Origin of the sequence: Sphingomonas sp. SRS2, assembly GCF_000971055.1 — a bacterium.
Lineage (GTDB): Bacteria > Pseudomonadota > Alphaproteobacteria > Sphingomonadales > Sphingomonadaceae > Rhizorhabdus.
Window position 1 is genome coordinate 23843 of sequence record NZ_LARW01000059.1, and the last position, 21654, is coordinate 45496.

The 21654-nt window shown below is 64.1% G+C and carries 26 protein-coding genes and 1 pseudogene; 24 read left to right on the top strand and 3 right to left on the bottom strand.

Features of this window, described 5'->3' with window-relative positions; translation table 11 throughout:
- Positions 1 to 12: 12 nt before the first annotated feature.
- The 5 genes from WP12_RS05185 to rarD all read left to right on the top strand — a co-directional run bounded on the left by WP12_RS05185 (position 13) and on the right by rarD (position 5028).
- Positions 13 to 1548 carry an OprO/OprP family phosphate-selective porin gene (locus tag WP12_RS05185; protein ID WP_046192697.1) on the top strand — a complete coding sequence of 512 codons (1536 nt, stop codon included), beginning with the start codon at positions 13 to 15 and terminating at the stop codon, positions 1546 to 1548.
- A gap of 76 nt (positions 1549 to 1624) precedes the next feature.
- On the top strand, positions 1625 to 2467 hold the full coding sequence (cysT, locus tag WP12_RS05190; RefSeq protein WP_046192698.1) for a sulfate ABC transporter permease subunit CysT: 843 nt from the start codon (positions 1625 to 1627) through the stop codon (positions 2465 to 2467).
- Entirely contained in the window at positions 2464 to 3336 is an 873-nt protein-coding gene (gene cysW / locus WP12_RS05195) for a sulfate ABC transporter permease subunit CysW (RefSeq protein WP_046192699.1), read from the top strand. The genes cysT and cysW overlap by 4 nt, the downstream gene beginning before the upstream one ends.
- Before the next feature lies 1 nt (position 3337).
- A complete protein-coding gene (locus WP12_RS05200; protein ID WP_052730227.1) occupies positions 3338 to 4096 on the top strand; it encodes a sulfate ABC transporter ATP-binding protein in 759 nt (252 codons plus the stop codon).
- A 35-nt stretch (positions 4097 to 4131) separates the two neighbouring features.
- The gene (rarD, locus tag WP12_RS05205; protein WP_046192700.1) at positions 4132 to 5028 is read left to right on the top strand and encodes an EamA family transporter RarD; all 897 of its coding nucleotides are present in this window, start codon (positions 4132 to 4134) and stop codon (positions 5026 to 5028) included.
- A 150-nt stretch (positions 5029 to 5178) separates the two neighbouring features.
- On the opposite strand, the gene WP12_RS05210 is transcribed toward rarD, so the two are convergent.
- Positions 5179 to 6060, bottom strand: a complete 882-nt coding sequence (locus WP12_RS05210; RefSeq protein ID WP_046192701.1) for a branched-chain amino acid aminotransferase — start codon at positions 6058 to 6060, stop codon at positions 5179 to 5181.
- Positions 6061 to 6190: 130 nt separating this feature from the next.
- Between WP12_RS05210 and WP12_RS05215 the strand changes: the two genes are divergently transcribed.
- The 6 genes from WP12_RS05215 (at position 6191) to rnk (ending at position 9417) form a co-directional block, all read left to right on the top strand.
- Positions 6191 to 6694 carry a MarR family winged helix-turn-helix transcriptional regulator gene (locus WP12_RS05215; RefSeq protein WP_046192730.1) on the top strand — a complete coding sequence of 168 codons (504 nt, stop codon included), beginning with the start codon at positions 6191 to 6193 and terminating at the stop codon, positions 6692 to 6694.
- Positions 6695 to 6787: 93 nt separating this feature from the next.
- The gene (locus WP12_RS05220; protein WP_046192731.1) at positions 6788 to 7276 is read left to right on the top strand and encodes a glutathione peroxidase; all 489 of its coding nucleotides are present in this window, start codon (positions 6788 to 6790) and stop codon (positions 7274 to 7276) included.
- A 57-nt stretch (positions 7277 to 7333) separates the two neighbouring features.
- Complete coding sequence (locus WP12_RS05225) at positions 7334 to 8020, top strand: CDP-alcohol phosphatidyltransferase family protein (RefSeq protein WP_046192702.1); 687 nt, start codon at positions 7334 to 7336, stop codon at positions 8018 to 8020.
- Positions 8021 to 8319: 299 nt separating this feature from the next.
- A complete protein-coding gene (locus WP12_RS05230) occupies positions 8320 to 8676 on the top strand; it encodes a hypothetical protein (protein WP_046192703.1) in 357 nt (118 codons plus the stop codon).
- An 87-nt stretch (positions 8677 to 8763) separates the two neighbouring features.
- Positions 8764 to 9012, top strand: a complete 249-nt coding sequence (locus WP12_RS05235) for a hypothetical protein (protein ID WP_046192704.1) — start codon at positions 8764 to 8766, stop codon at positions 9010 to 9012.
- Positions 9013 to 9015: 3 nt separating this feature from the next.
- Entirely contained in the window at positions 9016 to 9417 is a 402-nt protein-coding gene (gene rnk, locus WP12_RS05240; RefSeq protein WP_046192705.1) for a nucleoside diphosphate kinase regulator, read from the top strand.
- A gap of 94 nt (positions 9418 to 9511) precedes the next feature.
- Here the strand turns inward: rnk and WP12_RS24735 are convergent, their stop codons facing one another.
- Positions 9512 to 9694, bottom strand: a complete 183-nt coding sequence (locus WP12_RS24735) for a hypothetical protein (protein ID WP_152663901.1) — start codon at positions 9692 to 9694, stop codon at positions 9512 to 9514.
- A 249-nt stretch (positions 9695 to 9943) separates the two neighbouring features.
- On the opposite strand from WP12_RS24735, the gene WP12_RS05250 reads away from it, so the two are divergent.
- Entirely contained in the window at positions 9944 to 10321 is a 378-nt protein-coding gene (locus WP12_RS05250; protein WP_046192707.1) for a response regulator, read from the top strand.
- Positions 10322 to 10388: 67 nt separating this feature from the next.
- Positions 10389 to 11387 (top strand): ribosome small subunit-dependent GTPase A, encoded by a 999-nt coding sequence (gene rsgA / locus WP12_RS05255; RefSeq protein WP_046192708.1) that lies wholly within the window; start codon positions 10389 to 10391, stop codon positions 11385 to 11387.
- 69 nt (positions 11388 to 11456) lie between these two features.
- Here rsgA and WP12_RS05260 read toward each other — a convergent pair whose 3' ends face one another.
- The gene (locus tag WP12_RS05260) at positions 11457 to 12290 is read right to left on the bottom strand and encodes an NYN domain-containing protein (RefSeq protein WP_046192709.1); all 834 of its coding nucleotides are present in this window, start codon (positions 12288 to 12290) and stop codon (positions 11457 to 11459) included.
- A 190-nt stretch (positions 12291 to 12480) separates the two neighbouring features.
- Between WP12_RS05260 and WP12_RS05265 the strand changes: the two genes are divergently transcribed.
- The 11 genes and pseudogenes from WP12_RS05265 to WP12_RS05305 all read left to right on the top strand — a co-directional run bounded on the left by WP12_RS05265 (position 12481) and on the right by WP12_RS05305 (position 21629).
- Positions 12481 to 12819: a hypothetical protein gene (locus tag WP12_RS05265; protein WP_046192710.1), complete on the top strand. Its 339-nt coding sequence runs from the start codon at positions 12481 to 12483 to the stop codon at positions 12817 to 12819.
- A 161-nt stretch (positions 12820 to 12980) separates the two neighbouring features.
- Positions 12981 to 13172, top strand: coding sequence for a hypothetical protein (locus WP12_RS05270; protein ID WP_046192711.1), 192 nt, complete (start codon positions 12981 to 12983; stop codon positions 13170 to 13172).
- Positions 13173 to 13555: 383 nt separating this feature from the next.
- On the top strand, positions 13556 to 15337 hold the full coding sequence (locus WP12_RS05275) for an SLC13 family permease (protein WP_235398977.1): 1782 nt from the start codon (positions 13556 to 13558) through the stop codon (positions 15335 to 15337).
- Positions 15338 to 15513: 176 nt separating this feature from the next.
- Positions 15514 to 16731 (top strand): class I SAM-dependent DNA methyltransferase, encoded by a 1218-nt coding sequence (locus WP12_RS05280; protein WP_200894460.1) that lies wholly within the window; start codon positions 15514 to 15516, stop codon positions 16729 to 16731.
- Positions 16710 to 16964 (top strand): hypothetical protein, encoded by a 255-nt coding sequence (locus WP12_RS25490; protein ID WP_200894461.1) that lies wholly within the window; start codon positions 16710 to 16712, stop codon positions 16962 to 16964. The genes WP12_RS05280 and WP12_RS25490 overlap by 22 nt, the downstream gene beginning before the upstream one ends.
- 308 nt (positions 16965 to 17272) lie before the next feature.
- Positions 17273 to 17872 (top strand): annotated as a pseudogene (locus WP12_RS05285) (DEAD/DEAH box helicase family protein); the annotation flags it as partial.
- Positions 17855 to 18106 carry a type I restriction-modification enzyme R subunit C-terminal domain-containing protein gene (locus WP12_RS26425; RefSeq protein ID WP_443027853.1) on the top strand — a complete coding sequence of 84 codons (252 nt, stop codon included), beginning with the start codon at positions 17855 to 17857 and terminating at the stop codon, positions 18104 to 18106. The pseudogene WP12_RS05285 and the gene WP12_RS26425, both read left to right, overlap by 18 nt.
- 239 nt (positions 18107 to 18345) lie before the next feature.
- The gene (locus WP12_RS25495) at positions 18346 to 18795 is read left to right on the top strand and encodes an HGGxSTG domain-containing protein (RefSeq protein WP_200894462.1); all 450 of its coding nucleotides are present in this window, start codon (positions 18346 to 18348) and stop codon (positions 18793 to 18795) included.
- Positions 18796 to 18890: 95 nt separating this feature from the next.
- On the top strand, positions 18891 to 19700 hold the full coding sequence (cobA, locus tag WP12_RS05295; RefSeq protein ID WP_046192714.1) for a uroporphyrinogen-III C-methyltransferase: 810 nt from the start codon (positions 18891 to 18893) through the stop codon (positions 19698 to 19700).
- Positions 19697 to 19993: a DUF2849 domain-containing protein gene (locus WP12_RS05300; protein WP_046192715.1), complete on the top strand. Its 297-nt coding sequence runs from the start codon at positions 19697 to 19699 to the stop codon at positions 19991 to 19993. The genes cobA and WP12_RS05300 overlap by 4 nt, the downstream gene beginning before the upstream one ends.
- 1 nt (position 19994) lies before the next feature.
- Positions 19995 to 21629 carry a nitrite/sulfite reductase gene (locus WP12_RS05305; protein ID WP_046192716.1) on the top strand — a complete coding sequence of 545 codons (1635 nt, stop codon included), beginning with the start codon at positions 19995 to 19997 and terminating at the stop codon, positions 21627 to 21629.
- Positions 21630 to 21654: the final 25 nt, after the last annotated feature.

Consider the following 21654-nt stretch of genomic DNA (forward strand, 5'->3'; position numbering starts at 1 on the left):
AGGGAGATCAACATGCGCACTTTCCTTCTCGGGGGCGTAGCCGCTCTCGCGCTCCTGCCCGCGCCATTGCTCGCGCAGGAAGCCCCCGCTACCATTCCCGATCAGGTCGAGGCCTTCCCCGAAGGCGCCAGCACGATCGACACCGTCATCCCGTCGGAAGACGCACCCGTCGCCACGGTCGCGCGCACCGGCGATCCCGTTCTCGACCGGCTCAACGCGCTCGAAGCCAAGCTCCAGGCGCTCGAGAGCCGCAACAGGCAACTCGAAGAGGCAGCCGCCGCAACCCAGACCCGCGTCGAAAAGGTCGAAGTCCGCGCCGCCCGTTCCGTGCAACCAGGCCCCGCGCCGACCTTCGCCGATGTCGGCGGCAACTTCACCTTCAAGCCGCGCGGCACCTTCCAGATCGACTATGCCGGCTATAATCGCCGCGGCGCCGGCACCTATGACTATAACAGCGGCACCGACATCCGCCGCGGCCGCTTGGGCTTTGATGGCACCCTCTTCAAGCATTTCAAATATCGCATCGAAGCCGAAATCGTGAAGGGTGCGACCAACCTGCTCGACGCCTATGTCAGCTATGGCGGCATCAAGAACTGGGTGTTCACCGTCGGTCAGCAGAAGGCCCCCTACGGCCTCGAAGCCAACACCACCGACGCGCTCAACAGCTTTCTCGAGCGTGGCATGGCCAATGTCGCTTTCGGCGCGGTCGGCGCCGAACGCCGCGTCGGTGTGACCGCCGCCTATCAGACCGACAAGCTCAACGCGACGATTGGCCTGTTCGGCAGCGGCGAGGCCGTCCAGCGCAATGAATCGACCCCCGACGAAGGCTATGGCGTCAATGCGCGCGTCACCTGGGATCCGATCCTCGACACCGGCAAGATCGTCCATGTCGGCGCATCGGCGTTCAAGGCGGCGGGCTTCCCGGCGCACACCATCTCCAGCCTTGGCGACCGGCCGGGCAGCCGCGTCGACGGCGGGCGCCTCGTCTCGGTCAACATCAACGGCACCGCGCCGAATGGCGGCGCGCCGACCGGCGCGCGCAGCGCCACCTACTGGGGCCTGGAAAGCGCGGCGGTGTTCGGGCCCTTCTCGGTCCAGGGCGAATATAGCAAGCTCAAGATCGATCGTTACGGCGCGGCCTCAAACTTCAACGCCGATGGCTATTATGTCTTCGCCAGCTGGTTCATCACCGGAGAATCGCGCAGCTTCAAGAACGGCAGTGCCGATCGGACCAAGCCGTTCAGCGACTTCACCCCCGGCGGCGGCTGGGGCGCGTTCGAGCTGCTGGCGCGCTACGACGTGCTGGATCTGACCGACGCCGATTTCCAGAGCATCGCCGGCAGCGCCGTCAAGCGTAAGGGCGAGACCTGGACCGCCGGCCTCAACTGGTATCTCAATCCGAACGTCAAGTTCGTCGCCAATTACATCCGCTTCAAGGGCCAGAATTCGCCGCTGGTCTTCCCGGCGATCCCGGCGGCGGCGCTGAACGGGCCGAACTCGACCGCCAAGGGCGATATCTTCGGAACGCGACTGCAGGTTGATTTCTGATCGAACTGCGACGATGTCGGGGGCCGGGCGACGTCCGGCCCCTGTTTCGTATTTACATGAAAAAGGTGGGCTAGACATGACGAGCAGGGCGATGGGCCGCCCGGCCATGCGGATATTACCCGGATTTCCACTGACAATGGGGCTGACCATCACCTGGTTAAGCCTCATCGTGCTCATTCCGCTGAGCGCTGTGTTCATCCGGTCCTTTGGTCAGGGTTTCGATCATTTTCTGTCGGTCGCGTTTTCGGAGCGCGCGCTGGCGAGCTACCGCGTCACCTTCGGCGCTGCCGCGATCGCGGCGCTCGTCAACGCGGTGTTCGGGCTGCTGATCGCCTGGGTGCTGGTGCGCTATCGCTTTCCCGGCCGCCAGTTGCTCAGCGCGGTGATCGACCTGCCCTTCGCTTTGCCCACCGCGGTCGCCGGCATCGCGCTGACCGCGATCTACGCCGACACCGGCTGGCTCGGCAAACCGCTGGCCGATCTTGGCATCGCGGTCGCTTATAAGCCGCAGGGCATCGTCATCGCGATGGCGTTCATCGGCCTGCCCTTCGTCGTCCGCACCGTCGAACCGGTGCTCGCCGATCTTGGCCGCGATATAGAGGAAGCCGCGATCACGCTCGGCGCGCATCGCTGGCAGGTCTTCACCCGCGTCGTGCTGCCGGAGATCATGCCCGCCCTCGTCACCGGCACCGCGCTCGCCTTTGCGCGCGGCGTCGGCGAATATGGCTCGGTGATCTTCATCGCCGGCAACATGCCGATGATTTCGGAAATCGCCCCGCTGCTGATCATCACCCAGCTTGAGCAATATGATTATGAGGGCGCGGCCGCGATCGCGGTGGTGATGCTGCTCATCTCGTTCACGATGCTGCTGATCATCAACCGCATCCAGGAATATAACCGCAGAAAGGCCGGCCTGTGACCAGCAATGGCGCGCCCCGCAACCGCTCGCCCCGCCGCGATCCGCTTCAGGCGCCGCGCCCCGTCATGCTGGGGCTTCTCGCACTCGCGATAGCCTATGTCGGCATCATGCTGCTGCTGCCGCTCGCGGCGGTGTTCGTCGAGGCGCTGCGCAACGGCTGGGAAGCCGCCGAGGCGGCGATTACCGAACCCGACGCGCTCGCCGCGATCCGGCTGACCCTGCTGGTCGCCGCGATCTCGGTGCCATGCAACCTGATCTTCGGCGTCGCCTCCGCCTGGCTGATCGCCAAGCATGATTTCCGCGGAAAGGAATTCCTGCTGACCCTGATCGACCTGCCCTTCTCGGTCTCACCGGTCGTCGCGGGCCTTATCTACATCCTGCTCTACGGGGCACATGGCTGGTTCGGCCCGATGCTCGCCGACAACGGCATCAGCATCGTCTTCGCGACGCCGGGGATCGTGCTGGCGACGATCTTCGTCACCTTCCCCTTCGTCACCCGCGAGCTTGTGCCGCTGATGATAGCGCAGGGCCGTTCGGAGGAGGAAGCCGCGCTGTCGCTTGGCGCGAACGGCTGGCAGACCTTCATGCGTGTCACCCTGCCCAACATTCGCTGGGGACTGCTCTACGGCGTGCTGCTCACCAACGCCCGCGCGATGGGGGAATTCGGCGCGGTATCGGTCGTCTCCGGCCACATCCGTGGCGAAACCAACACGATGCCGCTGCACGTCGAAGTGCTGTACAACGAGTATAATTTCGTCGCTGCCTTCGCCGTCGCGGCGCTGCTTGCGCTGCTGGCACTGGTAACGCTCGCCCTCAAGACCTACCTCGAATGGCGTCACCATGATGCCCTCGCAGCTTCGGGACACTGAAATGACGATCACGATCGACCATATCTCGCGCCGCTTCGGCCAGTTCCCCGCGCTCGACGGGGTTTCGCTCGACCTTCCGGAAGGTGAGTTCGTCGCCCTTCTCGGCCCCTCGGGATCGGGCAAGACGACGCTGCTGCGGATCATCGCCGGCCTCGAATATGCCGAACAGGGCAGCATCTCCTTCGGCGGCGAGGACGTCACCGAAATGCCGGTGCAGGATCGCGGGATCGGTTTCGTGTTTCAGCAATATGCGCTGTTCCGTCACATGACCGTCGCGAAGAACATCGCCTTCGGGCTCGACGTCCTGCCGCGCAAGGCACGCCCGTCCAAGGCCGATATCGACGCCCGGGTCGAGGAACTACTCGAACTCGTCCAGCTTGCCGGCCTCGGCGGACGCTATCCATCGCAGCTGTCGGGCGGCCAGCGCCAGCGCGTCGCGCTCGCACGGGCGCTCGCCCGCAACCCGCGCATCCTGCTGCTCGACGAGCCGTTCGGCGCGTTGGACGCCAAGGTCCGGCGCGAGCTGCGCAAGGCGCTCCGACAGATCCACGGCCGACTCGGTATCACCTCGATCTTCGTGACCCACGACCGCGAGGAGGCCTTCGCGCTCGCCGATCGCGTGGCGATCCTCAACCTCGGCAAGATCGAGCAGTTCGCTCCCCCGGCCGAGATCGAGCGCTCGCCCGCCAACGCTTTCGTCCGCGACTTCATCACCGACGAGGACGAAGACAAGCCAGCCCTCTCATTCGCCACCGCCTGATTGCTTTTCCCGCTTCGCGGCCATAGGGGCGGCGCATGCCAGCACTTTCCCCCGCGCGGACCGGCGTGCTCATGGGCGTCGGCGCCTACGGCCTATGGGGCGTCCTGCCACTCTACCTGAAGGCGCTGCTGCCGCTGTCGTCGATGGACATTTTGTCGTACCGCATATTGTGGTCGCTGCTGCTGCTTGCCCTGATCGCGCTGGTCTACAAGCGCGCCGGCGCGGCGCTGGGCGCTCTCCGCCGACCGCGCATTGCGCTGGCGTTGCTGGCCACCACGGTGCTGGCGGCCGGCAACTGGCTGCTCTACATCCATGCGGTGAATAGCGGCCACGCGCTTCAGGCAAGCCTCGGCTATTTCATCAACCCGCTCGTCAACGTCCTGCTCGGCATGGTCTTCCTGCGCGAACGGCTCGGGCGGGCGGAAGCCGTCGCGGTCCTGCTCGCCGCCGCCGGCGTCGCCGCGCTGACGATCGAACAGGGCGCGCTGCCTGTGATGCCGCTCGCCCTCGGCTTTACCTTCAGCCTCTATGGCCTCATCCGCAAGGTGATTGGCATCGCGCCGGTGGAAGGGCTGCTGATCGAGACCGGCCTGCTCGCCCCGCTGGCTATCGCCTGGTTGCTGTTCGCCAGCACCCCGCCGCCCGCCGACGCAGGCCCGCTCCCCTCGCTGCCGATGATCGCGCTTGGCGGCGTGATGACCACGGTACCGCTACTGCTGTTCAATGGCGCGGCACAGCGTATCCGCTATTCGGAGCTGGGCCTGCTGCAATATATCGGGCCGACGATCGCGCTGCTGATCGCGATATATGTATTCGGCGAGCCGTTGCTGCCGATCCACATCCTCACCTTCGGCCTGATCTGGACGGGCCTCGTCTTCTATGCGGCCGCCACCTGGCACCGCGGACGCGTCACCCCCGCCCTGCCAGAGTAGACGTCAGCAAAGGCGTGTCGGCATTCTGCTCAGGCTGCGCCTAAAGGAGTTATTTTTGAGCACCGGAGCGCAGCGTACTTAATGTACGTGAACACCGGAGCACAGAAAATCGCGCTTCGCAGCCGGCATGGGCGAATGCCGGCACGCCGCTCAGAGCTTCAGCTTGCCCCGCACCAGATCGGAATAATCCTTCTGGATCTGCCGGGTCATGTCACCCACTTCGAAGTTCCACGGCCCCGCCGATCCGACGGGCACGATCTCGGCCGCCGATCCGGTCAGGAAGAACTGCTCGAAGCCTTCGAGCTCCTCGGGCCAGATCGCCCGCTCGATCACCTCGATGCCCCGCGCGCGCGCCAGCTTGATCACCGACTGGCGGGTGATGCCGTTCAGGAAGCATTCGGGGGTCGGCGTATGGATCACGCCGTCCTTGATGAAGAAGGCGTTCGCACCGGTCGCCTCGGCCACCTGCCCGCGATAGTCGAACATCAGCGCGTCCTGATAGCCGCGCGCCTCGGCATGATGCTTCGACATCGTCGCGATCATGTAGAGGCCGGCCGCCTTGGCCTGGACCGGCGCGGTGAACGGCGCGGGGCGGCGCCACGGCGCGATGTCGAGCTTCAGCCCGCCCGCGCCGGGATCGAGATACTGGCCCCAATACCAGCAGGCGATCGCCATGTGCGGCTTGGTCCGCTGCGCCGAAACGCCCATCTGCTCCGAACCGCGCCATGCGACCGGGCGGACATAGGCGTCCTTCAGGTCGTTCGCCTTCATCGTCTCATAACAGGCGGCGGTGATCTGCTCGACCGACCAGGGCAGGTCGAAGCCGAGCATCGCGGCGCTCTCGCGCAGGCGGCGGCTATGCCAGTCGGCCTCGAAGATCACCCCGTCATAAGCGCGCACGCCTTCGAACACCGACGACGCATAATGCATGGCATGGGTCAGGACGTGGACCTTCGCGTCGCGCCAGGGGACCAGCTGGCCATCATGCCAGATAAAACCGTCGCGATCGTCGTAGGTAGGTTCCTCGGCCATTTCACATTCCTGCTTCTGCGCATGACAATTGGTAGTTTTTCGCCGATATTGCCCTGCCGGATAGGATCATTTCGTCCGGTGGCCGCTTTGGCGTTGCGTTCCGATAAGCGGGATGGCAAATTACGTCAACATGGCTGTCCAAAATTCATCCGACCCTTTTCGTACGGCATCGCCGCTCTTCCTGCGCGAGCCGGAGATCCGCCGCGGCGTCGAACTGCTCTATTTCGGCTATACCCATATGCTGCGCGGCATCGACGAGGGGCTGGCGAAACAGGGCCTGGGCCGCGCGCATCATCGCTCGCTCTATTTCATCGCCCGCAACCCCGACATCACCGTGAGCGAGCTGCTACGCATTCTCGGCATCACCAAGCAGTCGCTGGGCCGTGTCGTCAACGAGCTGAGCGACCAGGGCCTGATCGAGACCCGCACCGGCCGCGAGGACCGTCGCCAGCGCCTGCTGCGCGTCACCGAGGCCGGCGCGAAGTTCGAGGCAGGCCTGTTCGAGGCGCTGCGCGAACGCCTCTCCACCGCCTATGCCCAAGCGGGGCAGAATGCAGTGACGGGCTTCTGGGCAGTACTCGAAGGGCTGGTCCCGCCAGATGAGAAGAACCAGATGCCCCACACCCGCAAATAGGGATTGGCGCGATGCTCCGCCGTCGACGGCTTCCCGCTTTCGCCGCAATGGCATATGCGCGAAGATCGGCCGACAGCAGCACGGGGCAATGACATGACCGCCATCTATGATTTCACCGCCAGGGCGATCGACGGCGCCGATGTCTCCCTCGCCGATTATCGCGGCAAGGTCCTCCTGATCGTCAACACCGCGAGCAAATGCGGCTTCACCCCGCAATATGAGGGGCTCGAAACCCTGCACGAGCAGCTCGCCGATCAGGGCCTCGTCATCCTCGGCTTTCCGTGCAACCAGTTCCGCGCGCAGGAACCCGGCGACGAGGCCGAGATCGCCGCCTTCTGCGCGACCACCTACGACGTAAAGTTCCCGATGTTCGCGAAGGTCGAGGTCAACGGCCCTAACGCCCATCCGCTCTACGCCTGGCTGAAAAGTCACGCCAAGGGCATCCTCGGCACCGAGGGGATCAAGTGGAACTTCACCAAATTCCTGATCGACCGCAACGGCGGCATCGTCTGCCGCTACGCGCCGACGACGAAGCCCGAGGCGATACGGGGGGATATCGAGGAATTGCTGGAAGTGGCATGAAGGGGCAGGTGGCCGCCTCGATCGTCATGACCACCCTGCCCTGCGGTGAAGAGCGATATGAAAGACCAGAACAATAAGGCGCAATCGCCGAAGTCGCTGGAACGCATCCAGCAAAACTGGCTCGCATCGAAGGAGCGCCAGCTGCTCAACCGGCTGTGTCGGGCCATGCCGGGCTGGATCACCCCGGATCGCCTGACCACGATCGGCATGGCCGGCGCGATCATGGTGTTCGCGGGATATGTCGGCAGCAATTTCCGCGCCGAATGGCTGCTGCTCGCGATCGTCGGCTATCTCGTGCACTGGTTCGGCGACTCGATGGATGGAAGCCTGGCCCGCCACCGGTCGATCGAGCGGCCATCCTATGGCTATTTCATCGATCATAGCTGCGACGGACTGGCGACCCTCTTCATTCTCGCCGGCATCGGGCTTAGCCCGTTCGTAACGATGGACGTCGCCATGCTCGCGCTGGCGGGCTATTTCCTCCTGTCGATCCACGCCTTCCTGGCCGCGCGCGTGCTGGGCGAGCTCAAGCTCTCCTATCTCGCGGCGGGGCCGACCGAACTCAGGCTGGTGCTCATCGCACTGACCGCGATGATGATGATGCTGGGCAATGGTCCGGGCGTCTTTGGCCGCTGGTCGGGATTTGATGTCTTCGTCGGATCGGTCGCGGCGATATTGATCGCGCTGTTCATCGGCCAGACCTGGGTCACGGGGCGGAGGCTGGCGCGGCTCGACCGGCGCTGACGGCGTCGAAAAAGCGCGACCGGGTTGACGGCCCACCGCGATGGCCGCCCGCCGCAAGGCTGCAAGGCTTGCTCCGCCGCCGGAACGGCCTATATTGATTATATGCTTTTCCAGAAAGCCCTTCGTCGGTTCTCGGCTCATGGCGGTAGCCTCATGACGCGGCTCCCCGCCTCGGGGCTCCGCGGCCGCTAAATCCGTGCGCTCGGGCGCCCGAGGCAGTTTCCACATCTTCAACTGATCGCTCCGCTGCGCATGCCTTTGCGCGCGCCCGGCGCGACGTGCTGCCATGGAGAACCCGCATGCACATCGACACGCTTTCGCACGACCACGTCCCCGCTCTGATCGCCCGCCGCGACATCATCGAAGCCGCCATGTCTCAATATCTGGCCGGCGCGCATCAGGGCCATGCCCAGGCGGAGGAAAAGACTGCCGCCCACCTGCTGTTCGGCCTCATGCTGGATGGCCTGCAGGGCCCGGGTGCTGCGTCGTCGATCCACCCGGCGGTCAGGGATCCGGCGATCCGCCGCCATGCCAGCCGCTTCGGCGACGGGCTCGCGCCCATTCTCCGCGATTCGCTGGGCGAGCGAGCGTCGGACGATTTCGTCGCCCGATGCGCCGATCGCTTCTGGGTGTCGTTGCAGGCCGCCGCCGCCTGACCGCCGGAGATCCGCCGCTGCATCGCGGTCCGGACCTGTGGCCTATCGGCGTCCGGGTCCGGCCCTCATCCTTATAAGGAGACCAAAATGTCATCGCGCTTTGTCGTCGAAATGGATGGCCGCACCGTCGGCCTCGCCCTGCGGGTCGCGGGCGGATACCGCTTCTTCGCTTCGGACAACGGCTTCCGCCTGTTCGAACACCGCACTTTTCCCCGCGCCCGGGCGCTGCTCCACGCGATCCGCCGGGGCCGCGGGCCGTCGGCGCCCGCACCCGCACCCGCATCCGCATCCACATCCGAAACGGCGGACACCGCATCCTATGACTGGAAAGATTGAGCCATGGCCGAAACCGCCACGCAGACCCGCCCTCCAATCCATATGATCGACAGCGAAGCCGACGCTCTCGCCGCGCTGGCGATCGCTGCCCGCGATCGGGTGAGGCAGGTCAGCGACCTGCTCCTCGCCGAAATCGACCGCGCCATCATCCACAGGCCCGGCGAGATCCCGCCCGACGCCATCACGATGAACGCGCGCGTCGAGTTCAGCGACGAAGCAAGCGGCGGCGGCGCGCGCACCGTGCAGCTCGTCTATCCCGGCCAGGCCGATATCGCCCTCGACCGAATCTCGATCCTCACCCCGGTCGGCGCGGGCCTGATCGGGCTGCGGCAGGGGCAGTCGATCCTGTGGCCCGACCGTGAAGGCCGGGAACGCCGGCTGACGATCGTCAGGGTAAGCGCTTAGGCGCGGCTCCGGCCTGGAGGATGCGCAAAAGCCATCCCCGACGCCGGACCATCAAGTGCAACTTCACCCGGCAAGCCGGCACATGCTGCGGACGTCAGAATCGCTCCTCTGATATTCTGTAATCATGTTCGCCGCGCGCAGCCCGCATGTGGTGCGCGGCAAGTCCATGCTGCGCCGCCCTGAGAGCCGGATCGCGAGCATTGCGGGCAGCGTTCGTCGCCTCCGAAGCGCGTGTCATGTGATAGGCCCGATTTTTCTCATCGAAGACGGTGATCATCTGCACCTCCAAATATTTGGACCGCGCCAGAGGGGGGGGAGGGCCGACGCGGTCCAGCCGATCAGAGAGGGAATCGACAGTTCCATGTATAAAAAAGTCCAAAGCGGATAGTCCTTATCTGAAGTTAATCCCGGGCATTAGGCAGAGATAAATTTCATTGATTCATGTTAATGCCGAAATTTTCTTGATGCTTACGAAACAATATTCATTCGTGCCGCCAATATAGCCACACATATCGGGAGCCACTCAATGATCGAAGTATTGTTCATTGAGGACGAGCCTGATGTTCAGTTTATCGTGCAAATTTCTCTTACCCACTCTGGATTATTCGAGATCACATCCTTCTCGAGCGGAATAGATGCTCTGAAGGCGATATCGACATCGGACGCGAAGTTCGATCTCGCGCTGGTCAACGTGCAATTGCCGACCATGAACGGCATCGAATTCGTCGAACATATGAGAGACATTCCGGGCTTCGCCGATGTCCCGGTGATCTTCATCACCGCATCGGTCTCAAGCCGCGAACTGGCCCATCTGAAGGGCGAAGGCGTGCTGGGCGTCATTTCGAAGCCATTCGACGCGGTGACGCTCGCTTCGGAAGTCGAGCGGCTTTTCGCGAGCCGGTGATCCGGGGCGGGTCAGCCTTCCCATGCCATTGTGGACGGCGCGGGACGGCGCTGATAGCTGGCCCTGTATGAAACCCACCCACCAGACTTTGGAAGACCTCGGCTGGAAGGCATATTTCAGCGACCAGCTTTCCGCGGAGGAGGTCAGGCAGTGTCATCCCGTCCGGGTGATGGCCGTTCATCGCGGCAAGATCGCCGTTGCGGGCGCGGCATCGCAGGGCTTCGTCGCGCCCAAAATCCCCGGCGCCCGTCCGATGGACGATTATCCCACCGTCGGAGACTGGCTGCTCATCGACCGCGACAGCCTGCAGCCGACACGCGTGCTCCACCGGATGAACCTGTTCAAGCGGCGCGCGCCGGGCGACCGGCGCAGGGAGCAGATGATTGCCGCCAATGTCGACACGCTGTTCATCGTCGCCTCCTGTAACGAGGATTTCAGCGTCGCGCGGCTGGAACGCTATCTGGTGCTGGCGCGCGAAGTGGGCGTGAACCCGGTCGTGGTTCTGACCAAGACCGACCTGACCGACACGCCGCAGGACTTCGCGGCGGCGGCCCGCGCGATCGAGCCGGGCTTGCGCGTCGAAACCGTCAACGGCCGCGATCCCGCCAGTGTCGCCGGCCTCGCCTCATGGTGCGGCAAGGGCCAGACGGTTGCGCTGCTGGGCTCTTCGGGCGTGGGGAAATCGACGCTCGTCAACACCTTGCGGGGCTCGGACAGCGCCGCCACCCAGGCGGTTCGGGCGGGGGACAGCACCGGCCGGCATACCACCACGACGCGCGAAATGTATCGCCTCGATCATGGCGGCTGGTTGCTCGATACGCCCGGCATGCGGGAATTGCAGCTGTTCGACGCCGCCGCCGGCATCGCCGAGGTCTTCGACGATCTCGCGCTGCTCGCGCAGGATTGCCGCTTTTCGAACTGCGCGCATGGCGGCGAGCCGGGCTGCGCGATCAGGGCCGCGATTGGCGCGGGCTCACTCACCACCGACCGGTTCGAGCGATGGCGCAAACTGGAAGCGGAAGAGCGTCTTAACGCCGCCCAACTTGCAACGCGGCGTCCCCGATAGCGCCTGCTTCGCCTCCGAGGACCGGCGGATGCCGGCCCGCTCCCGCGTCACTGGACTATAACCGGCCTGTCAGTTGCTCGGCCGGGGCGTGCGGTCCTTGTTGCGCTTGTCGGCGACGTAGGTCAGGCCGTTTTCGCCCCGGATTATATCGAACAGCCCCGTCGCCTCGAACAGGGCCGGGAAATTCTTGACGCCGTAATTGCGGGGATCGATCGGCGCCTGCCGTCTGGCGGCGCTGCCCGCGGTGGACAGCAGGGCCCACCCGTCGTCGCGCTCCGCGGCCTCGACGCCGCCGCGCAGCGCGATGACCAGCGTGGCGTCCTGCGCGATCGCCAGCTTCGGGTCGGCGACCGGCTCGGGCTTGCTCTCCTCCGCGACGTCGGCCTTGCGCGTCCTGCTTCGCGTGGGGCGCCGGCGGCCGGGGGATGGGGCTGACGCCTCCGCATCGACCACACCGTCCAGATAGAGGAAGGTGGTGCAGGCGTTCACGAAAGGCTCCGGCGTTTTCCGCTCTCCAAAACCATAGACGTCGTGACCATTCGCCTTGAGCTGCATCACCAGCGGCGTGAAATCCGCATCGCTCGACGCGATACAGAACCCGTCGAGCTTCTGCGTGTACAGCAGCTCCATGGCATCGATGACGAGCGCGATATCGGTGGCGTTCTTGCCCACGGAATAGCTGAATTGCTGGATCGGCCTTATCGCGAATGCGTGGAGCTTGTCCTTCCAGCCCTTCAGCCCCGCGCTCGCCCAATCGCCATAAGCCCGCCGAATATTGGCCGTGCCATATTTCGACAGTTCGGCCAGGATCGTGGCGATCTTCGTGTGCGACACATTGTCGGCGTCGATCAGCAGCGCGATGCGGCGATTGGGTGTCGGGCTGGATAGCTGGTCAGGGTTCATCCCCGGCTTTTGTGACCTTCCGATCGCCCGTGCAATAGCAACCGCGCCCGATCGCCCCGCGCGCGCCCTGTGATAAGCCCTGCCAGCCATGCTACGCAGTCGGCATGATGCAAAGGCGGAGATGCTTGTGGTCATGCTGACCGCACGGCGGTAGGTGCGCAGCGCACGTTCAGGCAATTCAGGCAGACCGATGGCCCGCAGACATTCGAAACAGGATCCCTATGGCGACTCGCACGGCGAGGAGGAAGCTCCGGCGCCGCCGCCATCCTGCTGGCTCTGCGGCCGCGCCACCGGCAAGACGATCATCTGGCATCATCCGGTGCCGAAGAGCCGGGGCGGACGCGACGTGGTGCCGATGCACGCGATCTGCCAGCAGACGCTGACGCTGAATTTCACCAATTCCGAGCTGCAGCGCCACGGGATGGATGTCGAAAGCCTCCTGGCCAATCCCAACGTCCGCAAATTCGTCGATTGGGTCGCGAACAAGGATCCCGACTTCACGGCGACCCTCGCCAGGAAGAAACGCTGATCGGTTGCGTGGCTGGCCCGCTACCCGATCGGCGAACTCGGGAAGCTCGATAGATCGGGCAAAGCACCAACGACTTCGCCTCGTTTCGCTTAACAGGGCTAGACTCGCATTCCGTCTCCCATGCTAGAGGGCGGCGTCAGCAACAACCGAGGAAATACTCTATGGCGGCGAAACGGACTCTGAAGCAGAAATCGGTAGGCGTTCGCCTGGAACAGGTGGAGCTGATGGAAGGCGCCCGCCTCGTCAAGACGACTTACGTCCTGACCGACGACAGATCCCCCGGCACACGCTCCTTCACCTCGCTCGAAGCAGCCGAAGCCGAATTCCACGCCGCGGTGGCCTCGCGCGAATAAGCGACCGATCGACGCCCGATGCTGGCCGAGCATCGGGCGGGAAGACGGCGTGCCGGTAACCGGCCGGTCGGCTTTGCGCCGCAGGATGGCTGGGGTCGGGAGCTGGGAGACGAACCGACCTGACGCAAAGGCGACAGCGACCTCAGCGCGGACAGCGACGATCAGCGCGGCGAACAGCGCCTGCTGGACGGCGGGATCGCCCAGGCTCGGAATGACGAAGAACTGCAGTATTCCGAGAGATCGGAGGGGCGTCTTGGGTAGATCCCCCAGGCTTCATAGCCCCACCGCGACAACGACCATTAAGAAAACTGGCGATGCGACTTGCGCTCCACTGGCGCGTTGCCGCTCTATGGACGCGAACCTCGTGCCCATCTTCGGGAAGGGTGCCGTCATTGACCACGCCGCAATGGTTTTCGATCGCCACGCTTGTCGGGATGATGGCGCTCTTCATCTGGGGTCGGTTCCGCTATGATGTAACCGCGATCATCGCGCTCCTGGCGGCGCTGGCGTTGGGAATTGTCAGCCCCAAGGATGCCTTTTCCGGCTTCTCGGACGACATCGTGATCATCGTCGGATCGGCGCTGGTCATGTCGGCGGCGATGCAGCGGTCGGGGCTGATCGAGCGCGCGCTCGGTTTCATCGCGAAATATATTACACGCGTCCGATCGCAGCTTCTCGTGCTGACGGCATCGGTCGGGGTGGCCTCTGCTCTGGTGAAGAATGTCGGGGCACTGGCGATGCTGATGCCCGCGGCCTTCCAGATGGCGAAAAAGAATGACGCCAGCCCATCGGTCTTCCTGATGCCGATGGCATTCGCCTCGCTGCTGGGCGGGCTCATGACGCTCGTCGGCACGTCGCCGAACATCATAGTCAGCCGGGTACGCGAAGAGATGACGGGCAAGCCCTTTGGCATGTTCGACTATCTTCCGACGGGGCTTGGCCTCCTCGTCGTCGGACTCCTGTTCCTGCGCTTCGGTTACAGGCTGCTCCCGCGGGAGCGCCGCGCGACGGCAACCCTCGGCGAAGCTCTGGACATTTCGAGCTATGTCACGGAGGTGACGATCGCCGATGGTTCGCCGGCGATCGGCGAGACGGTGCGCGAGTTCGTCACCCGACACGAGCGCGACGTCAGCGTCAGCGGCCTGCTGCGCGCCGGGATGCGGACGGTGCCTTCGCTTGGTCTGACGCTCCATGAAGGCGATACGCTCATTCTATCGGGTGAGCCCGACGCGCTCGAGCGGGTGATTGCCGGCGATGGCCTGGCGCTCGACGGCGAGCAGAGGCAGGTACCCGAAGGAAGTGAGGGCGACGACATCGGCGTCGCGGAGGGCGTGATCGGCGCGGGCTCCATCCTGGAAGGACAGACGGCGGCCCGTCTGCGGCTCCAGCAACGATATGGCATCAACCTGATCGCGGTGGCGCGTGCGGGCGAGCGGCTGACACGCGAACTGGGCAAGACGCGCCTCAATCCCGGCGACGTCATCGTGTTGCAGGGGCCGCTCAGCCTGTTGCCTGAACGTCTGCGGGATCTCGGCGTGCTTCCACTCGCGGAGAGAGCGCTGCGCCTTGGCAATTCCGACCGAAGCTGGTTGCCGCTGATCATACTCGCCATCGCAATGGCGGCCACCGCGAGTGGGCTCGTTCCGGTCGCGGTAGCTTTCTTCGCAGCTGCGGGTTTAGTGATGGCAACCGGAGCACTGCCTCCGCGCGAAGCCTATAATGCGGTCGAGTGGCCGATCCTGGTGATGCTCGGCGCGCTTATTCCTGTCAGCGACTCGCTCCGCACGACGGGCGCATCTGACGTTATCGCCAGCAATCTCGCCACGTTCGGCGCCACCCTTCCGGCATGGGGCGCCGTCGCACTGATCCTTGTCGTGGCGATGGCCGTGACGCCCTTCCTCAACAATGCCGCCACCGTGCTGGTCATGGCGCCGATCGCGGCCGTCTTTGCGCACGATCTGGGCTATCGCCCCGAAGCCTTTCTGATCGCGACCGCGATAGGCGCAGGCTGTGACTTCCTCACCCCGATCGGCCATCAATGCAATACGCTGGTGCTGGGCCCCGGCGGCTACCGGTTCAGCGACTATGCACGACTGGGAGCACCGCTATCTATCTTGGTCGTGATTGTCGGCACCCCCCTCGTGATGTGGGCCTGGCCGCTCTGAATAGACAGCTTTGCGCTAAATCCCGTCATTCCGAAACCATCAGGTCGATCCCGAAAGCTGCCCTACTGTCGGCCTGTACCCGCTATCCGAGAAACCACTCAGGTGACTGCGGATGACGAAAGGGCATCGACGATCTCGGCTTGTGATCCGCCGCCGGGCGCTGCTACCTCTCGCGCATGTTCGAACAGACCTTCAAGAACCTTGACGATATTCTGCGCAAGGAAGCCGGCTGCGCTTCGGAACTAGACTACACTGAACAGACCAGTTGGTTGCTATTCCTGAAATACCTCGACGATCTGGAAACCAGCCGCGCCACCGATGCCGAGTTGCGCGGGCAGACCTACACGCCGATTATCGACGCCGCGCATCGCTGGGGCCTGTGGGCCGCGCCCAAGGATGCCGCCGGCAAGCTCGATCACAACCGCGCCAAGACCGGGCCGGACCTGATCACCTATGTGAATCGTGAGCTGTTTCCTTATTTGGAAGGCTTCAAGGGCCGCGCCACCAGCGCCGACACGATCGAATACAAGATTGGTGAGATTTTCGGCGAAATCCGCAACAAGTTCCAGTCGGGCTATTCGCTGCGCGATGCGATCGACGCGATCGACGAACTGTCCTTCGGCAGCCAGATTCAGAAGCATGAGCTTTCGGAGCTGTACGAAGCCAAGATCAAGAACATGGGCAATGCTGGGCGAAACGGCGGAGAATATTATACCCCGCGCCCGTTGATCCGCGCGATGATCAGGGTGGTGAAGCCGACGCTGAGCGATACCGTCTATGACGGCGCGGCCGGTTCCTGCGGCTTCCTGTGCGAAGCCTATGACTATCTCCGGCCGTTGGCGAAGACTGCTGGCGACCTCGAACGGCTCCAGAAGCGCACCTTCTTCGCCAAGGAGAAGAAGAGCCTCGCCTATGTCATCGGCACGATGAACATGATCCTGCACGGCATCGAAGCGCCCAACATCGTCCATACCAACACGCTGGCCGAACAGGTGCTGGACATTCAGGAGAAGGACCGCTTCGACGTGATTCTGGCCAACCCGCCGTTCGGCGGCAAGGAGCGGCCGGAAATCCAGCAGAACTTCCCGATCAAGACCGGGGAGACGGCCTATCTGTTCCTCCAGCACTTCATCAAGTCGCTGCGCGCGGGCGGATCGGCGGCGGTGGTGATCAAGAACACCTTCCTGTCCAACACCGACAATGCCAGCGTGGCGCTGCGCCGCGAGCTGCTGGAAAGCTGCAATCTGCACACCGTACTCGACATGCCCGGCGGCACCTTTCAGGGCGCAGGCGTCAAGACCGTGGTGCTGTTCTTCGACAAGGCGAGCCGACCCGGAGCATTTGGTTCTATCAGCTCGATCCCGGCCGCAGCATGGGCAAGACGAACCCGCTGAACGATGCCGATATGGCGGATTTCATCGCGCGGCAGGCGAGCTTCACCGATGGGCCGAACAGTTGGAGTGTTGTGGCAGACACGCTCGATCCCGCCGCCTTCGACCTGACCGTGCGCAATCCCAATGCGCCCGAAGCCGAAACGCTACGCAGCCCGCAGGAAATACTCGACGAGATCGCCGCGCTGGATGCCAAAAGTGCGCAGATTCTAGCGCGGGTGAGGGAATTGCTGTGAACAGCTTTGCTTCAGTGCGTCTCGGCAATGTCGTCTCGATCGATCGGGATCAGCGCCTGTGGAAAGGACGACGCTACGTTGGCCTTGAAGACATTGAGAGCAACACCGGCCGCCTGTCAGGCAATGATCCTACTGAGACTGTGAAGAGCACAACCTTCGGATTTGACGATCGGCACGTTCTTTACGGTCGGCTAAGGCCGTACTTAAACAAATCTCTGGTTCCCGATTTCGCGGGGCATTGTTCAACCGAGGTGATGCCTCTTTTGGCTAGTGCGGTCCTTGATAGGCGCTATCTTTGGTACTGGTTGAAGCTTTTCAATGCCCGCTGGAACCTCACCGACTGGAAGGCGGCAGGCGAACCGACACGCCATCCGCGCATCCTGTTCCTGGCCGACCGCAACATTCTCGCCGATCAGGCCTACAACAGCTTCGCCGCCTTCGACGATGGCGCGCTGGCGCGGATCACGCCGGGCGACATTCGGAAGAAAGGCGCGGTGCCGAAGAACGCCAGCGTGTTCTTCACCATCTTCCAGACCTTCACCAGCGGCACCGACACCAATGGCGATCCCGCGCCCTATTTCGGCGACTATCCGCCAGATTTCTTTGACTGCATCATTATCGACGAATGCCATCGCGGCGGCGCCAAGGACGAAAGCGAATGGCGCGCGATCCTCGACTATTTCGCGCCGGCCGTACAGATCGGGCTGACCGCCACGCCAAAGCGGAAGAACAACGCCGATACCTACGCCTATTTCGGTCAGCCGGTTTACACCTACTCGCTGAAAGAGGGGATCAACGACGGCTATCTCACGCCGTTCAAGGTCCGCCAGATCGGCACGACGATCGACGAATATGTCTACACCTCCGACGATGCCGTGATCGAGGGCGAGGTGGAGGACGGCACCCGGCGCGACGCGATCCTCTCCCGCTATGACGAAAAGCAGCGCGACTTCCTTGATTTCGTCCTGTCGCAATATGCCACCGTTGGCGAAAGCGAACTGGACGACGGCAAGCTGCCGGCCCTGCTGGAACTGAAATACGGCACGCCCATGGATGCCGTGCGTGAGCTTGGATCGGTGGCCGAAATCCGCTCGACGTTCCTCGGCTTCCAGCGCGGACTGTATGAAGGCGAGAGCAACTGAGCGGGTCGGCGGCTGGAAAGCGGACAGTCGGCTAACGGCCTAAAGCCAGCCGGTCGATTACCGGCGGAATGTCGAGGCGAGCGGGCGGAAGCTTCGGCCGGTCGAAGCCTGAAGCCCGCTACCGGGCACACTAGAAAAGCGCCGAACATGAAAGCGCAATTCGTTCTTTTTTTGTTCTTGCGATGTAGGGTTTAGCCTCCCAAATTGGCCGGTCCTGCCAACACCGAGCCAGATCGATCATGCCGAACCCGACCAAACCCACCCAGCCCGAGGTCCTCGCCAATGCCCCCCGCTGCGGGGCCCGCACCCGCACCGGCGCCCCCTGCCGTTCCCCGGCCATACGCGGCCACCATCGTTGCCGCATGCACGGCGGCAAGGGCAGCGGTGCGCCGCGTGGCAATCGCAATGCGTGGAAGCATGGCTGGCACTCCGCCCGGATCAGGGCGATCGTCCGCTATCTGCGCGCCACCGGCCCCGGCGCCTTTGCCGGGCGGGTCGAGGGCGGCTTCATGGACGCCACCGCGGGCGGCACGCCCGGCGCGCCGGGGGAGACGGCGGAAAATAAAAAAAACACGAAATCGCGACATCAACCCCATGCACCCCGGATTCCAGCGAACCGGTCGCAACTGGAGGAGCGCATTTCGGCGCGGCCCACCACCCCCGGCCCCTCCCCCCGTGGGGAGGGGTGAGAGACAGTGGCTAAGCTATTGAGGCAAAGAAAACTTGGCCCACCTGCAAACATCCTTGATTTGCGCAATGCGGCATCGGGGGCCATGTGGCAGGCATGGTATCCCTGCTTGATCCTGAAGCGCGCGGGCGCGTCATCCTGGTTGGCGCCGGTCCCGGCGATCCCGGCCTGCTCACCGTGCGCGCGGTCGAGGCGCTGCGCGTCGCCGATGTCGTCGTCCATGACGGGCTGATCGACATGCGCGTGCTCGATCATGCGCCGGCGGCGGCGCAACGCATCTCGGTCGCCAAGCAGCGCGACCGTCACACCCTGCCGCAGGAGGCGATCAACGCATTGATCATCGCCCATGTGAAGGCGGGATCGGTGGTCGTCCGGCTCAAGGGCGGCGATCCCTTCGTCTTCGGGCGCGGTGGCGAGGAGGTCGAGGCGGTCCGCGCGGCGGGCCTGCCGGTCGAGGTCATTCCCGGCGTGTCGTCGGCGCTCGGCTGCGCCGCCGAGGTGATGTTGCCCCTCACCCATCGCGACTGGTCCAGCGCGGTCAGCTTCGTCGCCGGCACCTGCAAGGGCCTGAGCGAGCAGAACTGGTCCGGCCTCGCCGGGCAGGGCCGCACGCTGGTCATCTATATGGGCGTCACCTGCTCGACGGCGATCGCCGACAAGCTGATGGCCGATGGCGTCGCGCCCGATATGCCGGTCGCGGTGCTCGAACGCGGCACGCTCGAAGGATCGCGCGCGATGCGCACCCTGCTCGCCGATCTCGGCGACATGATCCTGCGCGAGAAGGTGGTGAGCCCCGCCATCATCGTGGTGGGGGAAGTCGTGCTGCTCTCCGATGCCGACAACCGCCTCAAGGGCTATGCGGCGCTGGCCGAACGCCAGGCCGAAACGACGAAAGACGAAGCGTGAAGATAGTGACAGGCAATGATCTGGTGACCGGCGACGTCATCTGGTGGACGGGTGACGGCTGGTCGCGCCATGTCGAGCACGCCGTCGATGTCGACAGTCAGGGCGATGCAATCGGCGCGCGCGAGGAAGCCGCGCGCCGCGTCAACGGGCCCTATGTGATCCAGGCCGAACCGACCGATGCCGGCCCCCGCCCCGCGCACATCAAGGACCGCATCCGCGCGATCGGCCCCACCGTGCGCACCGATCTGGGCCTCAAACCCGCTGATCCCTCGATCGGCGACTGGGTGATCTGATATGTACCGTTATGATGAATATGATCAGGCGATCGTCGACGCTCGTGTCGAGGAATTCCGCGATCAGGTGAACCGCCGCCTCGCCGGCGAAATGAGCGAGGACCAGTTCAAGCCGCTGCGGCTGATGAACGGCCTCTATCTTCAGCTGCACGCCTATATGCTGCGCGTCGCCATTCCCTATGGCACGCTGTCGGGCAAGCAGATGCACATGCTCGCTCATATCGCGCGCACCTATGACAAGGATTACGGGCACTTCACCACTCGGCAGAATATCCAGTACAACTGGATCAAGCTGTCCGACGCGCCGAATATCCTCGCCGAACTGGCCACGGTCGAGATGCACGCCATCCAGACCAGCGGCAATTGCATCCGCAACATCTCGTCGGATCAATATGCCGGCGCGGCCGCCGACGAGGTCGAGGATCCGCGCCCCTGGGCAGAGCTGCTGCGCCAGTGGAGCACCTTCCACCCCGAGTTCAGCTATCTGCCGCGCAAGTTCAAGATCGCGGTCGTCGGCTGCGAGGAGGATCGCGCTGCGGTCAAGCTCCACGATATCGGGCTGCAGTTGCACCGCAACGATGCGGGCGAGACCGGCTTCCGCGTCTTCGTCGGCGGCGGCATGGGCCGCACCCCGATGATCGCCCCGGTGATCCGCGAGTTCCTGCCAAAGGCCGATTTCCTCGCCTATATGGAAGCCTGCCTGCGCGTCTATAACCGCTTCGGCCGCCGCGATAATCTCTATAAGGCGCGGATCAAGATCCTGGTCCACGAGATCGGGGCCGACGAATATCGCCGTCAGGTCGAGGAGGAGTTCCTCCATACGAAGACGCTGGGCCTCGACGCGCCCGAAGCCGAGTTCGCGCGGATCGCCGCCACTTTCGCGCCGCCCGCCTATGAAACCGGCCTGTCCGACGATATCGACCGCAGCGACCCGGATTTCGCGCTGTGGCTCGACCAGCAGGTCGCGCCGCACAAGACGCCCGGCTATGCGATCGTCAATATCAGCCTGAAGCCGACCACCGGCATTCCGGGCGACGCCTCCTCGGCGCAGATCGACCTGATGGCCGATCTCGGCGAGGCGTACAGCTTCGACGAGCTGCGCATCACCCATGCCCAGAATGTCGTCCTTCCCCATGTGAAGAAGGCCGACCTCTATACGATCTGGCAGCAGCTCGACGCGGCAGGGCTGGCCACGCCCAATCTCGACCTGATCGGCGACATCATCGCCTGCCCGGGCCTCGATTATTGCAGCCTCGCCAATGCCCGCTCCATCCCGCTGGCGCAGAAGATTGCGGGCCGCTTCGCCGATCTCGGCAAGCAGCGCGACCTGGGCGAGCTCAAGCTCAAGATCTCGGGCTGCATCAACGCCTGCGGCCACCACCATGCCGGCCACATCGGCATCCTTGGCGTCGATCGTAAGGGGGAGGAGAATTACCAGCTCTCCTTCGGCGGATCGGCGGCGGAGGACACCAGCATCGCCAAGATCATCGGCCCCGGCTTCTCCGAAGACGGCGTCGTCGACGCGATCGAAAAGGCGGTGGACGTCTACACCACGCTGCGCGCCGACGGCGAACGCTTCATCGACACCTATCGTCGCGTCGGCGATGCCCCGTTCAAGGAGGCGATCTATGGGTGATCTCCATTCTCCCCTCCCCGTCATT